Raw genomic sequence first — 15,971 nt, 5'->3', positions numbered from 1 at the left:
AAGTCCTGAACGAGAATCCTCATTATTCATGAAGATCCACAAATCTTAGAAAACAAAAAACCAGCCAATTGGCTGGTTTTTTTAAAAGCATATACTACTAGTACTGTGTAGCTGGAGCTTGTACTTCTTTACGTATAATTTCTGCATCAACTTTAAGTGACTCTACATAGCTTAAGTATGACGCTTGGGCTAATTGTTGAGTTAACTGTTGTGATAAGTTTGGAGAATCTTTTACTTCGCCTACTTTAACAGCTTGCACTTCAAGTAATGCTAAATCACCATTGCTTAGGTTAACAGTCGTTGCAGAAACCACGTCATCGCTAGGCTTTGGTAACTTAAATGCTTCACGAGCTAAACTGGCATCTAAACCACTACCTACACGTGTAACAGCAGCTTTACTTTCCATTGTAGCGCCAATTGCACTAAGTTGTTCTGTAACATCGGTACCAGCTTTAAATGTAACAAGTAACTCATCAGCAACAGCTTGTGCTTTTTGTGATGCTTTTTGACCAACAAGCACATTTTCAATGTACTCACTAACTTCAGTTAATGGCTTAACACTCGCGTCTTGGTATTCATTTAAACGCATAACTATCGCTAAAGTGTCACTCACTTCAATAATATCTGAGTTTAATTGCTCGTTAACAACAATATCTGAAAATGCAGCTTCTACTACTGCGCTTTCATTAAAAGGAGCGTTATTAGCGCCACGAGTTAACCAGTCAGAAGTTTGAACTTTAACATTAAGTGCACCAGCAGCATCATCTAAGCTGTCAGGGAATTCAAAACTTAAGCGAGCAACTTCTTGTTGAAGTTCAAAGAATTTATCTTGTGCTTTTTCATTTTTGGCTTTAGCAACTATATCTTCACGTACTTGCTCTAAACTTTGAACGTTTTCAGCTTTCAAATCTGTAAGTTTGATAATATGAAAACCAAAATCAGTTCTGATAACATCACTTACACTGCCTACCTCTGTTAAAGCAAATGCGGCTTCATCAAAAGTAGCATCCATTACACCAGCATCAATCCAGTCTAAATCACCGCCGTTTTCACCACTAAATGTATCTGCTGAATTTTCTTGCGCCAAAGTAGCGAAATCTTCACCTGCTTTGATTTTAGCAAGAAGTGCTTCAATATCTGCTCTAGCTTTTCCTTCGTCGTCACCAAACTCTATTAGAATATGGGCAACTCGGCGTTTTTCTTCGTCACGATATTGGCTAATATTGTTTTCATAATATGCTTTTACATCAGCATCTGTTAAAACGCTTGAACTAGCAATACTGTTAACATCAAGAGTAATGTAATTAACTTTTACTTTTTCTTGATTCTCGAAATATGATTGGTTTTCAAGATAGTAATCGTTTATCTCTTCATCGCTTAATTCTATACCTTCTTTAAACTGTTCGGCATTAATGGTAGCAAATCGAATATCACGTTCTTGATTCTGTAGCTCTGAAAACATGCTCTCTTGATAAGGTAAGCTAAATTCACTTGCCACTAACGCCTGAGTTAATTGACGACGTGTCATTTCAGTACGAAGGTAATCGCGAAAATCAGAAGATTGGTAAAAACCCGCTTGGTTTATCATTGCTAAGTAACGATTGTTATCAAATACACCGTCAATTTGAAATTCCGGCATGTTACGAATTGTGCTTTTAATTCGCTGATCAGAAACTCGAATGGCGAGTGTTTCTGAGTTTTGGTCAACAAGCTTTTGGTTAATTAAATTATCAACCACACCTTGTCGAAAGTTACTCATGTATGCTGGATCTGCTGATAAGGTTTCAAACATTTCACCAAATTGCTGTGCCATACGATTACGTTGAGCTTGATAAGCTTTATTAAACTCATCTTGTGTAATTTTTTCACCATTAACATCTGCAACTGAAGAGTCAACTGAGTTACTGTAGCTACCTATACCGGCAACGGCGAAGGTTAAAATAATAAAACCAAGAATAATCTTAGCGGTTAATCCTTGAGAGCTTTCTCGAATATTTTCTAACATCTTTATCTCTTTACACGCGGGTATTTTACTTTCCGGGCGACTTTATCTGCGGTATTAAATTACCGCTATTATACATAAAATTAATCAAATCCTGATGAGAGTATAAAAATTAAATTTCTATAGCTAATCAAGCAGGTGAGTTAATTAACATTTATGCTTTAAAATCGCGATATGAACGGGCATGTTAGCCCAATAATAATCAAAATGAAACTCTTTTACTCTTGCGTATAAATAACGCTCAAATATCCAACAATTAAGTGTTCACAAGCGCAATTTCATGGTCTTTGCATTTGTAAATTAAAGATCACTTTTATCAGGTTATTTCTTGTTAAGAATATCATTTAAGTTTGTTTGTTCTTCTGCTGATAAATCTAGTTCATTGGCTTTTAGCTTGCTACGTTTTCGTAACACGAATACCACGCCTAGAAAAAAGCTAAAAAGAATAACAATAGGACCAAACCATAAAATATAAGTTTGTTCTTTTAACGGTGGGCGATATAAAACAAAATCACCGTAACGATAAACCATAAAATCAATAATTTCTTGATCGCTCTTGCCTTCTTGCAATAAGTTATAAAGATTTTTTCTTAAATCTACTGCAATTTTAGAATTAGAGTCGGCTAAGTTTTGGTTTTGACATTTAGGACAACGTAACTCTTTAGAGAGTACATGAAACCTCGACTCAGTAACTTCGTCACTAAATTCAAAAGTATCTACTGGACTAGCATTGGCACTGGTTAATCCAAATACGCTTAGCACTAGGCCAACAAATGCTAAACGTAATACTTGCTTTAAGCCCAGAGCATTATTAAATACTGAGTTATACATTAAGATTTACCCTGCGACATTTCTGCTTCTATGGTTTCAATTAACGGCAAAAATTCGTTATTCCATACCTGTGTATTAATAGGCCCTGCAAAACGTTTACGTATAATGCCGGTGTGATCAATAACAAAGGTTTCGGGTGCGCCAAATACACCAATATCTAAGCCTAAAGCGCCCTGTTCATCAAAAATTGAAAATACATATGGGTCTTTATACTGTTTTAACCAACGCAAAGCGGCACTGTGATCATCAGTAAAATTAAGTCCATAAAGTTTAATTCGCTTATCTTTAATAATATCGAGTAAATATGGATGTTCGTATTTACATTGAATACACCACGTTGCCCAAACATTGACTAGTACAATATTACCCTTTAAATCTTCACGGCCAACCATTTTATCGGTTGCTTTGAGCATAGGTAACTGAAAGTCAGGTAATGGTTTACCTATCATTGCTGATGGCATGGCCTGAGGGTTAAGAAATAAGCCTCGATAAAGCAACACGCCTAATAACACAAATAAAATTAAGGGAATAAAACGAATAATACTTTTCACTAATTTATGCCTCTTTTAAAACTTCATTATTAGGTTGATTAATACCTGGTTGCTTTACGGCAACCCGCTTACGGTATCGCTTGCTTAGTATCGCTAAAAAGCCACCAAATGCCATAAAAAATGCACCTAACCAAATCCAAACGATAAAGGGCTTGTAATATAAACGCATTGACCAAGAGTTTTTATCAAGTGGATCGCCCAGTGCTACATATATATCGCGCCATAAAGTGGTATGAATAGCCGCTTCTGTCATGCCAGTACGTTGAACTTTATAGGTGCGTTGCTCTGGCTTCAGCAGTGTGACAAATTCATTGTCTAATGAAACCTTAACTTGTCCCTGAATTGCACTGTAGTTAGGGCCAAGTATATTTTTAGTGCCACCAAACTCTATCGTGTAACCTGATAAATTGGTACTTTCGCCAGGTGCCATTTTAACGTTAATTTCTTTTTCATAGGTTGACACCATAGTGACACCTATTACTGTGATCGCTATACCTGCATGTGCAACAGCCATACCGATATGATTAAGCGGAACAGCTGAGAATTTTAAGCTGCCATCAGCTTGTTTCGCGTTATTAAACACATCTTTTAATACCGCTAAAACAATCCAACAACCCAAAGTTATACCGATAAACGCACTGATACTAAATTCACCTGCGAATATAAATGGCCAAACTGCGCCAAAAATAACACTCACCACTGAGATAGCATTTAAGTGTTTAGAAAGCTCCCCTTTGCGAGCTTTTTTCCAGCGAATAAGTGGACCAATCCCCATAAACAGGAAAAGTGCGATCATCATAGGAACAAATACCGCATTAAAATAAGGGGCCCCAACTGAAATTTTCCCTAATCCCATGGCATCTATAATCAGTGGATACAACGTGCCTAATAAAATAGTTATTGTTGCTGTTATTAATATTGATATAGCGACCAATATGGTATTTTCACGGGAGTAAAAAGTGAAGCGGCTCGGGGTACTCACTTTTGCCGATCTAAATGCATAAAGTGTTAGTGAACCGCCGACAGCTACTGCAAGTAATATCAGTAAATAAAGGCCGCGACCAGGATCTACAGCAAATGAATGCACTGAAGTAATCACACCTGAGCGCACTAAAAATGCTCCGAGTAAATTTAAGCTAAAGGTCAATATTGCCAGCAAGAGTGTCCAATGCTTAAAGGTATTTCGTTGTTCAGTCACCGCTAATGCATGAATAAGTGCGGTACCCGCAAGCCATGGCATAAATGAAACATTCTCCACTGGATCCCAAAACCACCAACCGCCCCAGCCAAGTTCGTAATATGCCCACCAACTTCCTAATGCGATACCGATAGAGAGAAAAGACCAAGCAGCAACTGTCCATGGACGAGACCAGCGCGCCCATGCTGCATCCATTTTACCAGCCATTAAAGCCGCAATTGCAAAAGCAAAAGCTACAGAGAACCCCACATAACCCATGTATAAAAATGGCGGGTGAATAATTAAACCGATATCTTGTAACAACGGGTTTAAATCTTGCCCTTCCATTGGAAAGTTAGGTAATAAGCGCTCAAAAGGATTAGAAGTTAACAGGGTGAAAAAAATAAAACCTACCGCAATCATACCCATAATGGCTAAAACGCGTGCAACAAATTCTTTTTCCAACTGCTTACTGTGAATACTCACGGCAAATGTCCATACGGTTAGCGCAAATATCCATAACAACATTGAGCCTTCATGCCCGCCCCAAACGGCACTTATTTTGAAGTAATAAGGTAATAAACTATTGGAGTGGTTGGCAATATACTTAACTGAAAAATCATCAACCGTAAAACTGTAGGCTAACAATACAATACTAAAGCCAACAAACAAGAATAAGCCAAAACTTAATGGTTTAGCACTGTTAATAAGCTGCTTATTATTTTGAGCTACACCGATAAGTGGCACTATGCTTAAACATAATGCGAAAGCTAACCCAATAATAAGTGCGAAATGGCCGAGCTCTGGGATCATGATAATTCCTGTAAATCAATGTTAAACATTATGGTCTTTAGTTTAGCTGATTATGACTAGTGAAAACTAGCGCCTAATCAACTCATACTTAGCTATAAATGGCGGTAAAGTTCATCGATAACCTCACCACCAAACTTTACAAATTTTGTTATGGAACTTGTATTGATATTTCCATGGCTATTGGAGATTTTTTCATGGTGTCTACTTTCAATACTTCAGCTTTAAAGTCGCCTGGCTTAATACCAACACTGCCTTGCATAGAAACCACCGCATAGATGTTAACTTTATTTACGCTACTTAGGCGCATTTGTGGTGTCATAGCTTGCGAATCATCAAGCACGATAGTAATAGGTAAGTCACTGGTTTTTAATTTCACTGCTGCCAATGGCATACGGGGACCATTGCTGGCAATGGCATAAATAAACACGACTTTATCATCACCATTTTGTAATTGTTCTTGCAAGCTTTGCGCTAATGAAACTTCAACGGTTAACTGAGGTAAAGTTGGATCAGAGCTCTTCTTCAGTTCAGTAGCAGAAGGTTCTTCATTACTCAAACGCAGTTGATTTTTAGCTTCTGCAACCGCCTCAGCTAAAGCGTCAGTGCTAATGCCGGGTCTGTCGCTATTTAATACAACTTCCCAGTACTTAACGGCGTTGGCAAAGTCTCGATTACTGAAACTGTTCATACCTAACAAAATATTGGTCGCAGGATCTAATGCGTCTAATGCTAATGCTTGGTCAATAACTTGCTGAATATCAGCATTAATTTGCTGATTGTTTTTATAATACATGGCTTGAGCTTTCGGGCCCAATAATTCGGCGTGTATACCTACTTGTGCTATAACTTTATCGAATGCGGCAATCGCATTGTCAAATTCACCAATAGAAATATATGCTTGACCTAGGCTAAACCAAGCTTCTGCATTTTCTGGTTCGTCAATCACAACTTTTTCGAGCTGTTGTAAACGAAAAGCCATCATTTGTTCAGGTGTTAGCTGATTGCTTGCCTCGTTCATGGCACTAGTTGTTGGTGAGTTTAATAAGGGGTATGCACCTAATTTCATATAACTAAAAAAACTAAAACTCACCACAGTTATTGCAATACCTAGTGGCCAAATCCATGTTGTAGCTTTCGTATCTCTGATCGATTCAGAACTGCTAGCATCTTGTAATAGTGTTTTATCTAATTCTGCTTTTAGTTGCACAAAGCTATCTTGCTCGATACTACCTTCAGCTAAATCAGTTTCGAGTTGTGCTAGGTGTTCGTGATAAAGCGTAACGTTGGTTTCTTGACGAATATTAATATTTTCTGCACCAAGCGTATCTTTAGATGAAGAAAAAATACGCCAGACAATAAGTAATGCAATCACTATCAATGATAAAATTGCCAGCCAGAATGTAGTCATATTTTTTAATTTATACCTATGTTAAAGCCATCGTTTATTTCGTTTGATATAAGCTTTGTAGAAACCATAATTAACGTAAGTCAATATATACAGACGTATATACATACTTTTAATCGCGTCGTAGAGTAACAATTATCAGCGATTATTAATAGCAATTCCGACTGAGAAAAATGCATATTCATCGTAATAAAGGTCATAGTCTTCAGCTTTAAGCAGAAGCGCAATAAAATAACCTGAGCATTAGTCTGAACAGTAAAAGTTTAATATCACCATTATGTAATGTTAAATATTTTTAAAAAATAATCTGTAAATATTAACGCATTAAATGAGGGAAAAATTATCATAAATAATTAACTTAAACTGTAATAAAAGTGTACTGGTTTTTATTGCTTAATTTAAATCGAGTATGAAAGAGCTTTTACTTGGTGCTGTATAGAGTTTTCGAAGGTAAGTTAGTTGGTGATATCCGCACACGTAGGCAATAAGTGATAACGCAGATACAATTAAGCCGCTTTAAAAGCGGCTTAATAAGCAATCAATAGCAAAGCTAGTGATTAGCCATTACATGCATCTTTAAGTGCTTTACCAGCTTTAAAAGATGGAATTTTAGCTGCTGCGATTTCAATAGTCGCACCAGTTTGTGGGTTACGGCCTGTACGTGCTGCACGGTCGCGTACTGAAAAAGTACCAAAACCTACAAGAGCAACTTGATCGCCGCCCTTTAATTCTTCTGTAACTGCTTCGATAAATGAATCTAATGCACGACCAGCCGCAGCTTTAGAAATGTCAGCGCCAGCAGCAATTTTCTCGATAAGTTGAGATTTATTCACAGTGTATTCCCCTTCAATTGTTATTTTTCAGTGCTATCTTTGTTTAGCGTCCTGCAGAAGCCTTATATTTTGCTTCTTTTTGAACATCAAGCACCGAGTTAAAGAAAACTAAAAATATTGATAATTATTTTTATCTCTACTATGCCCCCTATACGTGGGGGCTCTAGCGTTATCAGCGTCATTAACTTACCATAGTTTCAGCGTTTGAAAAGCGTTAATTGCATTTTTTTCAACTTTTTTGCTAATTTTTTAACTTTTTTAACAAAAACAGCTGTTTTTTAGCCATTTATTTTTCTAACAGCCACTTTTCAACCGGATGTTCTAAAGCAATTTTTAACACTTCGTCTATCCATTTAACAGGGTGAATAGCTAAATCAGCCTTCACATTGTCAGGTATTTCTTTCAAATCTCGCTCATTATCTTTTGGAATAATAACCGTTTTTATACCACCACGATGTGCGGCAAGTAGCTTCTCTTTTAAACCACCAATGGCTAAAACTTCACCACGTAGAGTTATTTCGCCTGTCATTGCTACATCAGCTTTTACAGGATTACCTGTTAGGCTTGAAACTAATGCTGTACACATACCAATACCAGCACTTGGACCATCTTTTGGCGTTGCCCCTTCAGGAACATGCACATGAATATCACGTTTTTCATAAAAGTCGTCATTAATACGTAACTTTTCGGTACGGCTACGAACTACGGTCATGGCTGCTTGAATAGATTCTTGCATAACATCACCCAACGAACCGGTATAACTTAACTTACCTTTGCCTGGAACAGAGGCGGTTTCAATGGTAAGTAGCTCGCCACCCACTTGAGTCCATGCAAGGCCAGTAACTAATCCTACGCGGTTTTCATCATCAGCTTTGCCATAGTCAAAACGTTGTACACCTAAGAAGTCAGATAAATTGTCTTGGTTAATCGTTACTTTTTTAACTTTCTTGTCTAAAAGTATAGATTTAACCGCCTTACGACATAATTTAGAGATATCTCGCTCTAACGCACGAACACCTGCTTCTCGAGTGTAATAACGAATAATGCCAATAATCGCACTGTCTTCAATTTCAATTTCAGTATTCTTTAAACCATTACGCTCTATTTGTTTATTTAACAAATGATTTTTGGCGATATTAAGTTTTTCATCTTCGGTGTAGCCCGACAAACGAATAACTTCCATGCGGTCAAGTAAAGGCCCAGGAATATCCATACTGTTTGACGTAGCAACAAACATCACGTCAGAAAGATCGTAATCTACTTCTAAGTAGTGATCATTAAAGCTACTATTTTGCTCTGGATCTAGCACTTCTAGTAATGCTGATGCTGGATCACCACGCATATCAGAAGCCATTTTATCTATTTCATCGAGTAAAAATAACGGATTTTTAACACCGACCTTGGCAATTTTTTGAATTAGCTTTCCTGGTAAAGACCCAATGTAGGTTCTTCTGTGACCACGAATTTCAGCTTCATCGCGAACTCCACCTAATGCCATACGAACATATTTACGTCCGGTTGATTTAGCAATAGATTGGCCCAACGAGGTTTTACCTACACCAGGAGGTCCAACTAAACACAATATTGGCCCTTTTAATTGACTAACACGTTGCTGAACGGCCAAGTACTCTAGTATTCGCTCTTTAACTTTATCTAGCCCGTAATGATCTTTGTCTAACACTTCTTGTGCTAATTTAAGGTTACGCTTTAATTTACTGCGCTTTTTCCAAGGTACGCTGATCATCCAATCGATGTAACTTCGCACAACGGTTGCTTCCGCAGACATTGGCGACATCATTTTCAATTTCTTTAATTCTGTTAAGGTTTTCTCTTTAGCTTCTTTAGGCATTTGAGCTGCTTCAATCTGCTTCTCTATTTGCTCAACTTCGTTCGAGCCCTCTTCATCATCACCCAGCTCTTTTTGAATCGCTTTCATTTGCTCATTCAAATAATATTCGCGCTGGCTTTTTTCCATTTGTTTTTTAACACGAGTGCGTATTTTTTTCTCGACTTGCAATAAGTCAATTTCACCTTCCATTAAGGCCATTAAAAATTCAAGGCGCTCTGAAACATGAGTAATTTCTAACACTTTTTGTTTATCAACTAACTTAAGCGGCATGTGCGCAGCCATGGTATCAGCTAGCTGTTCAGCATCATCAATACCCGATACCGAAGTTAATACCTCAGGAGGTATTTTCTTATTTAACTTAACGTAGCCTTCGAACTGAGAAATAGCCGAGCGTATTAACACCTCAGTACTATCGTCAGGAGCGCCTTCTACATGGAGGAAATCAGCGTTAGCTGTAAAATATTCCGCGGTTTCTACATACTCAGTTATTTGAGCACGACGAACACCTTCAACTAATACTTTAACCGTACCGTCGGGTAATTTAAGCATTTGTAAAATGGTAGCAATGGTGCCGGTTGTATATAAATCGTCTTGTGTTGGGTCGTCAACTGCGGCATCTTTTTGTGCTACAAGGAAAATTTGCTTATCGTTTTCATTAGCAATATCAAGACAACGGATAGATTTTTCGCGACCAACAAACAATGGGATAACCATTTGCGGATAGACAACGACATCACGTAAGGCTAATACGGGAATTTCAACTACGCCAGATAACTCTTTAGTCATTGGTTACTCTCTCGGTAAATAATATGATGTTATTTTTAAAGATATGTATTTGTATATGGGGTGTTTGTAAATACTTTCAACTGATGAATAAAAAAAAGTGGCGTTACCCATGCTGGATAACGCCACTTTTAATCATTAAATAGCTTAGCTGTTATTCTGAAGACGCTTTATCTTGTTGCGTTTCATAAATAATAATCGGCTTAGACTCACCTTTAATAACGGTTTCATCAACAACAACCTTAGTGGCATTGTCCATTGAAGGTATTTCATACATGGTTTCAAGTAAAACCCCTTCAACGATAGAACGTAAACCACGAGCACCTGTTTTACGTACCATGGCTTTATGTGCTATTGCAGTTAAAGCGTCTTCTCTAAACTCAAGCTCAACATTCTCCATATCAAAGAGTGCTTTAAATTGCTTAGTTAAAGCATTTTTAGGCTCTTGTAATATTTGGATCAGTGCGCTTTCATCAAGTTCAGTTAATGTAGCTACTACCGGTAAGCGTCCAATAAACTCGGGGATTAAACCATATTTAACTAGATCTTCAGGCTCTACATCTTGAAAACGTTCTGTTAACGATTTCTCTTGGTCTTTGCCACGTACTGTAGCACCAAAACCAATTCCCGTGCCGGTATGACAGCGTTGTTCAACTACTTTATCAAGGCCAGCAAAAGCACCGCCACAGATAAATAAGATTTTAGAGGTATCAACCTGTAAAAACTCTTGTTGTGGATGCTTACGGCCACCTTGCGGAGGAACAGAAGCAATAGTGCCTTCAATAAGCTTTAATAACGCTTGCTGAACACCTTCACCTGATACATCACGGGTAATAGACGGATTATCTGATTTACGTGAAATTTTATCAATTTCATCAATGTAAACTATACCGCGCTGTGCTTTCTCAACGTCGTAGTCACATTTTTGTAATAGCTTCTGAATAATGTTTTCAACATCTTCACCCACATAACCGGCTTCGGTTAATGTTGTAGCATCAGCCATAGTAAACGGTACATCAAGTAAGCGCGCTAAAGTTTGCGCTAATAATGTTTTACCACTACCCGTTGGGCCAATTAACAAAATATTACTTTTGCTAAGCTCTACACCATTATGTGAATCACCATTACGTAAACGTTTATAATGATTATAAACCGCTACAGCGAGTACTTTTTTAGCGTGCTCTTGCCCGATAACATAATCATCAAGGCTTTCACGAATTTCTTTTGGCGTTGGTAAGCTTTCTTTATCTTGCTTAGGCGCAATCTCTTTAATTTCTTCACGAATAATGTCGTTACATAACTCAACACATTCATCACAAACAAAGACAGAAGGACCTGCAATTAACTTACGTACTTCATGCTGGCTTTTACCACAAAACGAGCAATAAAGTAGCTTACCGTCATCACCGTCACCTGTTTTCATATCGGTCATACGGTACCTCTAATATTAAAATTTTTTACAAACTATGACTAAACAGTATTTCATAAATCGTGTAAATAACAACACGGATAATTTAGAAGACCGTTACTTATCGATTCTTTGTTCTAATATGGCATCAACTAAGCCATATTCAACTGCACTTTCTGCACTTAAGAAGTTATCACGGTCTGTATCGCCTGATACTTTCTCAAGTGATTGGCCTGTATGCTCAGCCATTAAACGGTTAAGCTTGCCTTTTATGTATAAAATTTCTTTTGCATGTATTTCAAAATCAGACGCTTGACCTTGGAAACCACCAAGAGGTTGATGGATCATAACGCGAGCATTAGGTAAGCAGTAACGTTTACCTTTTTCACCACCTGAAAGCAAAAATGCGCCCATACTTGCCGCTTGACCAATACATACTGTGCTAATGTTTGGCTTGATGAATTTCATGGTGTCGTAAATCGCCATACCAGCAGTTACAGAACCACCTGGAGAATTGATATATAAATAAATATCTTTATCTGGGCTTTCTGACTCTAAAAATAGCATTTGCGCAACAATTAAGTTCGCCATGTGGTCTTCAACTTGACCACAAAGAAAAATAACACGCTCTTTTAATAGTCTTGAATATATATCGTAAGAGCGCTCGCCTTTGGCGGTTTGCTCAACAACCATAGGTACTAACGCACTTTCGGTCATGCTCGTTAAATCGTGAGAATTATTGTGAGAAGTAAACAACTAACTTTCCTTTTTTATAAAAAAATGGCTCATATGTCCCCATACAAGCCATTTAAGCGATTGCTCAGCAAAATGTCAATCTAAAAGGTCTATTTACCTTCAGGATTCATGATATCTTTGAAGCTGGCTTTTTTGTTTTTAACTTTAGCGCTACCAAGTAAAAACTCAACAGCTTGCTCTTCTAATGCAACATTTTGCATTTGTTGAGCAAGTTCTTTGTTAGTTTTGTAGTACTCAATAACTTCAGCTGGGTCTTCATAAGCTGATGCAGCTGATTCAATTAACTCAGTTACTTTAGCTTCGTCAACTTTTAATTCGTTAACTTTGATTACTTCACCTAGCAATAAACCCGTTTTAACACGTTTCTTTGCTTGTTCTTCAAACATTTCTGCAGGAAGTTCAGGTAAGTTGTTTGGATCCATTTGGTCAGCAAAACGTTGCATTGCTTGCTTACGCAAAACATCAACTTCTTGTGCGATTAACGCAGCAGGAATTTCTAATTCACTAACTTCAAGTAAACCTTCGATTACTTGCTCTTTAACTTTAGCTTTAACCGCTTGGTTAAGTTCGCGCGTCATGTTTTTGCTTACTTCTTCACGAAGTGCAGCAACACCACCTTCTTCAACACCGAAAAGTTTCGCAAATTCGTCATCTACTTCTGGCAATACAGGGCCTTCAGTTTTATGAACAACGATATCGAACTCTGCATCTTTACCTTTAAGCTTTTCAGCATGGTAATCATCAGGGAAAGTTACAGTAATGGTTTTTTCTTCACCAGCTTTCATGCCAATAATATCTTTCTCAAAACCAGGGATCATACGACCTGCGCCTAGCTCAAGATCAAAAGCTTCAGCTTTGCCACCTTCAAACTCTTCACCGTCTACACGACCTGTGAAATCGATTGTTAGTTTATCGCCTTTCTTAGATTTACGTTTGTTTTCTTTCCACGTTTTATGTTGGTTCTGTAACGTTTCAAACATTTCGTCAAGATCAGCATCGGTAACGTCAACATCTGGACGCTCTACCGCTATTTTGTCTAAATCTTTTAAAGCTACTTCTGGGTAAACTTCAAATGTTGCTTCAAACTCTAACGCTTTACCATCTTCATTGCTTTTTGCTACGAACGATGGACGACCTGCTGGGTTTAATTTCTCAGCTACAATCGCATCAACAAAGTTACGTTGCATTAATTCACCAGCAACTTCTTGACGAACAGACTGGCCGTAACGCTTTTGAATTACTGACGCAGGAACTTTACCTGGACGGAAACCATTTATACGCTGTGTTTTACCGATATGGCGAAGACGGTTTTTAACTTCAACATCTACTGTTTCGGCAGGAACTGAAATCGTTAAACGACGCTCCAAACCTTGTGTAGTCTCAACTGAAACTTGCATTTAATTACCTCAAAAAACTTAGCGTATGCACGCTTTCTATAACGCATCTAAATATAGTCAACACAACTTAATAAAAAATTATGCTTTCAGCTTGTTTAGCTTATGTAAACAGAGCCCGGAAAACCCGAATAAAGATGTTCAGATTAAAATAATGACGCGAAATTATAGCGGTGCTTTAAACAAGAGTCGAGCTTAGAACGCAAATAAATCAAAATTTAATGCTATATAAATGATAAATATGACTAAAAAGCTAGAATGAATATATTTATTTGATAAGTAGAGGTTAATGATGAGGTTTAAAACTTGTACTTATAATTTATTTGTTAACCCGAAGTTGTACCTATTGGGCTGAAATTAAAGTGTAACTAAGATGATAAATATAAAAAAGAAGTGGTCGGTGATGCAAGATTCGAACTTGCGACCCCTTGGACCCAAACCAAGTGCGCTACCAAGCTGCGCTAATCACCGATATACTTTTTTACTTCTTCTATAATGCATACAGAAAGATGGGGTGGCTAAAGGGACTTGAACCCTCGACAACCGGAATCACAATCCGGGGCTCTACCAACTGAGCTATAGCCACCACTGTATGGCACGCCCTGTAGGATTTGAACCTACGACCCACGCCTTAGAAGGGCGTTGCTCTATCCAGCTGAGCTAAGGGCGCACATTGCCTACAGATGCAGAACAAATTTCATTATATATAAAATTCATCCTTTTCTCACAAAAAATGTAAGAAACAGTTTTGACATTAAATTTAATCTTGCGATTTAACTTAAATATCTAAACCAGTTACTTATTTTTATATAACTTATATTTAAAAATAAACAAAGTAATTAAAAAAAAGTGGTCGGTGATGCAAGATTCGAACTTGCGACCCCTTGGACCCAAACCAAGTGCGCTACCAAGCTGCGCTAATCACCGACATTTGTTAAAAACACTTGCGTTCTCAACGGGTGCGGATATTACCTAGTTGCCCGTTGCGCGTCAAACACTTTTTTTAAATAAATGTGCGTTCGCTCACTTTTACAGCAGCTTGGTTAAAATACCACTAATATTGAGCAATAAAATAAAAAACGTCCTTTGCTAACGCTATTTATTCAAAAAGCCAATATTTCTTCGAACTATGCATTTATTTTCTACAAATAGTCTTGCTAGTATGCGAAAATAGCGATGTTTATTAGCCTATTGTGAAGAATTATGACTGCAGCTCTTATTGACGGTAAGTTGATCGCTCAACAACTACGCCATTCTGTTAAAGATAAAGTTCAAAAACGTATAGAAAACGGCTTACGCGCTCCAGGGTTAGCGGTAATTTTAGTAGGTTCAGATCCTGCATCCCAAGTTTATGTTGGTAGTAAAAGAAAAGCTTGTGAAGAAGTTGGCTTTGTCTCTCGCTCGTATGACTTACCACCAAGCACAACCCAAGACGAGCTTTTCAATCTAATCGATGAATTAAATAACGATAATGCTATTGATGGCATTCTTGTTCAGTTACCTTTACCTGCTGGTTTAGATGCAAATCTTATTATTGAGCATATTAACCCATTAAAAGATGTCGATGGCTTTCACCCGAATAATGTTGGTAAGTTGGCATTACGTCAACCTGGTCTGCGCCCTTGTACACCTAAAGGCATCATGACCTTAATTGCTTCAACAGGAATAGACCCACACGGATTAGAAGCTGTTGTTGTAGGCGCATCTAATATTGTTGGTCGCCCAATGACACTTGAGCTACTACTCGCAGGTTGCACCGTAACCACTACGCATAGATTCACAAAAAATTTAGAAGCTAAAATTCGAAATGCCGATCTGCTAGTGGTTGCTGTTGGTAAACCTGAGTTTATCCCTGGCGAATGGATTAAAAGTGGCGCTATTGTTATTGATGTAGGCATTAACCGTTTAGAAAGCGGAAAATTAGTTGGCGACGTAGGTTTTGAAAAGGCTAAAGATAGCGCGGCTTACATTACTCCTGTTCCGGGTGGTGTAGGTCCAATGACAGTTGCGAGTTTAATTGAAAATACCCTTATTGCTTGTGAAGAATTTCACCACTAACATATAGCGACATCATAAAAGCTTCTTTAAAGTTAAATATTGAAGCTTTAGCTAATAACAAAACAGCCTGCAATTGCAGGCTGTTTTTAGTTTTAAGACCGTATTTTATTG

11 protein-coding genes and 4 tRNA genes are annotated in these 15,971 nt (G+C 37.7%); 1 reads left to right on the top strand and 14 read right to left on the bottom strand.

Annotation, left to right across the window (positions count from 1 at the left end; all coding sequences use genetic code 11):
* Positions 1–97: 97 nt before the first annotated feature.
* From AC27H3_RS06020 to AC27H3_RS05955, 14 genes are all read right to left on the bottom strand, one after another.
* Positions 98–2,005, bottom strand: a complete 1,908-nt coding sequence (locus AC27H3_RS06020) for a SurA N-terminal domain-containing protein (protein ID WP_487104553.1) — start codon at positions 2,003–2,005, stop codon at positions 98–100.
* A gap of 318 nt (positions 2,006–2,323) precedes the next feature.
* Positions 2,324–2,833, bottom strand: coding sequence for a cytochrome c-type biogenesis protein (locus AC27H3_RS06015; RefSeq protein WP_487104552.1), 510 nt, complete (start codon positions 2,831–2,833; stop codon positions 2,324–2,326).
* Complete coding sequence (locus AC27H3_RS06010) at positions 2,833–3,384, bottom strand: DsbE family thiol:disulfide interchange protein (RefSeq protein ID WP_487104550.1); 552 nt, start codon at positions 3,382–3,384, stop codon at positions 2,833–2,835. Before AC27H3_RS06010 ends, AC27H3_RS06015 begins: the two co-directional genes overlap by 1 nt.
* Positions 3,385–3,388: 4 nt before the next feature.
* A complete protein-coding gene (locus AC27H3_RS06005; RefSeq protein WP_487104549.1) occupies positions 3,389–5,374 on the bottom strand; it encodes a heme lyase CcmF/NrfE family subunit in 1,986 nt (661 codons plus the stop codon).
* A 148-nt stretch (positions 5,375–5,522) separates the two neighbouring features.
* Positions 5,523–6,782, bottom strand: coding sequence for a c-type cytochrome biogenesis protein CcmI (gene ccmI / locus AC27H3_RS06000; protein WP_487104547.1), 1,260 nt, complete (start codon positions 6,780–6,782; stop codon positions 5,523–5,525).
* A gap of 554 nt (positions 6,783–7,336) precedes the next feature.
* Positions 7,337–7,612 (bottom strand): nucleoid-associated protein HU-beta, encoded by a 276-nt coding sequence (hupB, locus tag AC27H3_RS05995; RefSeq protein ID WP_085302046.1) that lies wholly within the window; start codon positions 7,610–7,612, stop codon positions 7,337–7,339.
* 286 nt (positions 7,613–7,898) lie between these two features.
* Positions 7,899–10,247 (bottom strand): endopeptidase La, encoded by a 2,349-nt coding sequence (gene lon, locus AC27H3_RS05990; RefSeq protein ID WP_487104545.1) that lies wholly within the window; start codon positions 10,245–10,247, stop codon positions 7,899–7,901.
* A gap of 151 nt (positions 10,248–10,398) precedes the next feature.
* Complete coding sequence (gene clpX, locus AC27H3_RS05985) at positions 10,399–11,676, bottom strand: ATP-dependent protease ATP-binding subunit ClpX (RefSeq protein ID WP_085302042.1); 1,278 nt, start codon at positions 11,674–11,676, stop codon at positions 10,399–10,401.
* A gap of 93 nt (positions 11,677–11,769) precedes the next feature.
* Positions 11,770–12,369, bottom strand: a complete 600-nt coding sequence (clpP, locus tag AC27H3_RS05980; protein ID WP_085302379.1) for an ATP-dependent Clp endopeptidase proteolytic subunit ClpP — start codon at positions 12,367–12,369, stop codon at positions 11,770–11,772.
* A 128-nt stretch (positions 12,370–12,497) separates the two neighbouring features.
* Complete coding sequence (gene tig, locus AC27H3_RS05975; RefSeq protein WP_085302041.1) at positions 12,498–13,805, bottom strand: trigger factor; 1,308 nt, start codon at positions 13,803–13,805, stop codon at positions 12,498–12,500.
* 391 nt (positions 13,806–14,196) lie between these two features.
* A tRNA-Pro gene (locus AC27H3_RS05970) sits at positions 14,197–14,273 on the bottom strand.
* 39 nt (positions 14,274–14,312) lie between these two features.
* A tRNA-His gene (locus AC27H3_RS05965) sits at positions 14,313–14,388 on the bottom strand.
* Between the two features lie 7 nt (positions 14,389–14,395).
* Positions 14,396–14,472 (bottom strand) — tRNA-Arg (locus tag AC27H3_RS05960).
* Positions 14,473–14,652: 180 nt separating this feature from the next.
* Positions 14,653–14,729: transfer RNA gene (locus AC27H3_RS05955), tRNA-Pro, on the bottom strand.
* Between the two features lie 276 nt (positions 14,730–15,005).
* Here AC27H3_RS05955 and folD point away from each other — a divergent pair.
* Positions 15,006–15,860, top strand: coding sequence for a bifunctional methylenetetrahydrofolate dehydrogenase/methenyltetrahydrofolate cyclohydrolase FolD (folD, locus tag AC27H3_RS05950; protein WP_487104542.1), 855 nt, complete (start codon positions 15,006–15,008; stop codon positions 15,858–15,860).
* Positions 15,861–15,971 lie beyond the last annotated feature (111 nt).

The organism is Colwellia sp. NW0002-52-1, assembly GCF_057550865.1.
Note: the sequence above shows the minus strand (reverse complement) of the source record. Positions and strands in the feature narration are given on the sequence as shown.

Coding starts and splice junctions, on each gene's coding strand:
- folD (WP_487104542.1), top strand. CDS start 15,006: ATGACTGCAGCTCTTATTGACGGTAAGTTGATCGCTCAACAACTACGC.
- clpX (WP_085302042.1), bottom strand. CDS start 11,676: ATGACCGATATGAAAACAGGTGACGGTGATGACGGTAAGCTACTTTAT.
- AC27H3_RS06020 (WP_487104553.1), bottom strand. CDS start 2,005: ATGTTAGAAAATATTCGAGAAAGCTCTCAAGGATTAACCGCTAAGATT.
- lon (WP_487104545.1), bottom strand. CDS start 10,247: ATGACTAAAGAGTTATCTGGCGTAGTTGAAATTCCCGTATTAGCCTTA.
- tig (WP_085302041.1), bottom strand. CDS start 13,805: ATGCAAGTTTCAGTTGAGACTACACAAGGTTTGGAGCGTCGTTTAACG.
- clpP (WP_085302379.1), bottom strand. CDS start 12,369: ATGACCGAAAGTGCGTTAGTACCTATGGTTGTTGAGCAAACCGCCAAA.
- AC27H3_RS06015 (WP_487104552.1), bottom strand. CDS start 2,833: ATGTATAACTCAGTATTTAATAATGCTCTGGGCTTAAAGCAAGTATTA.
- AC27H3_RS06005 (WP_487104549.1), bottom strand. CDS start 5,374: ATGATCCCAGAGCTCGGCCATTTCGCACTTATTATTGGGTTAGCTTTC.
- ccmI (WP_487104547.1), bottom strand. CDS start 6,782: ATGACTACATTCTGGCTGGCAATTTTATCATTGATAGTGATTGCATTA.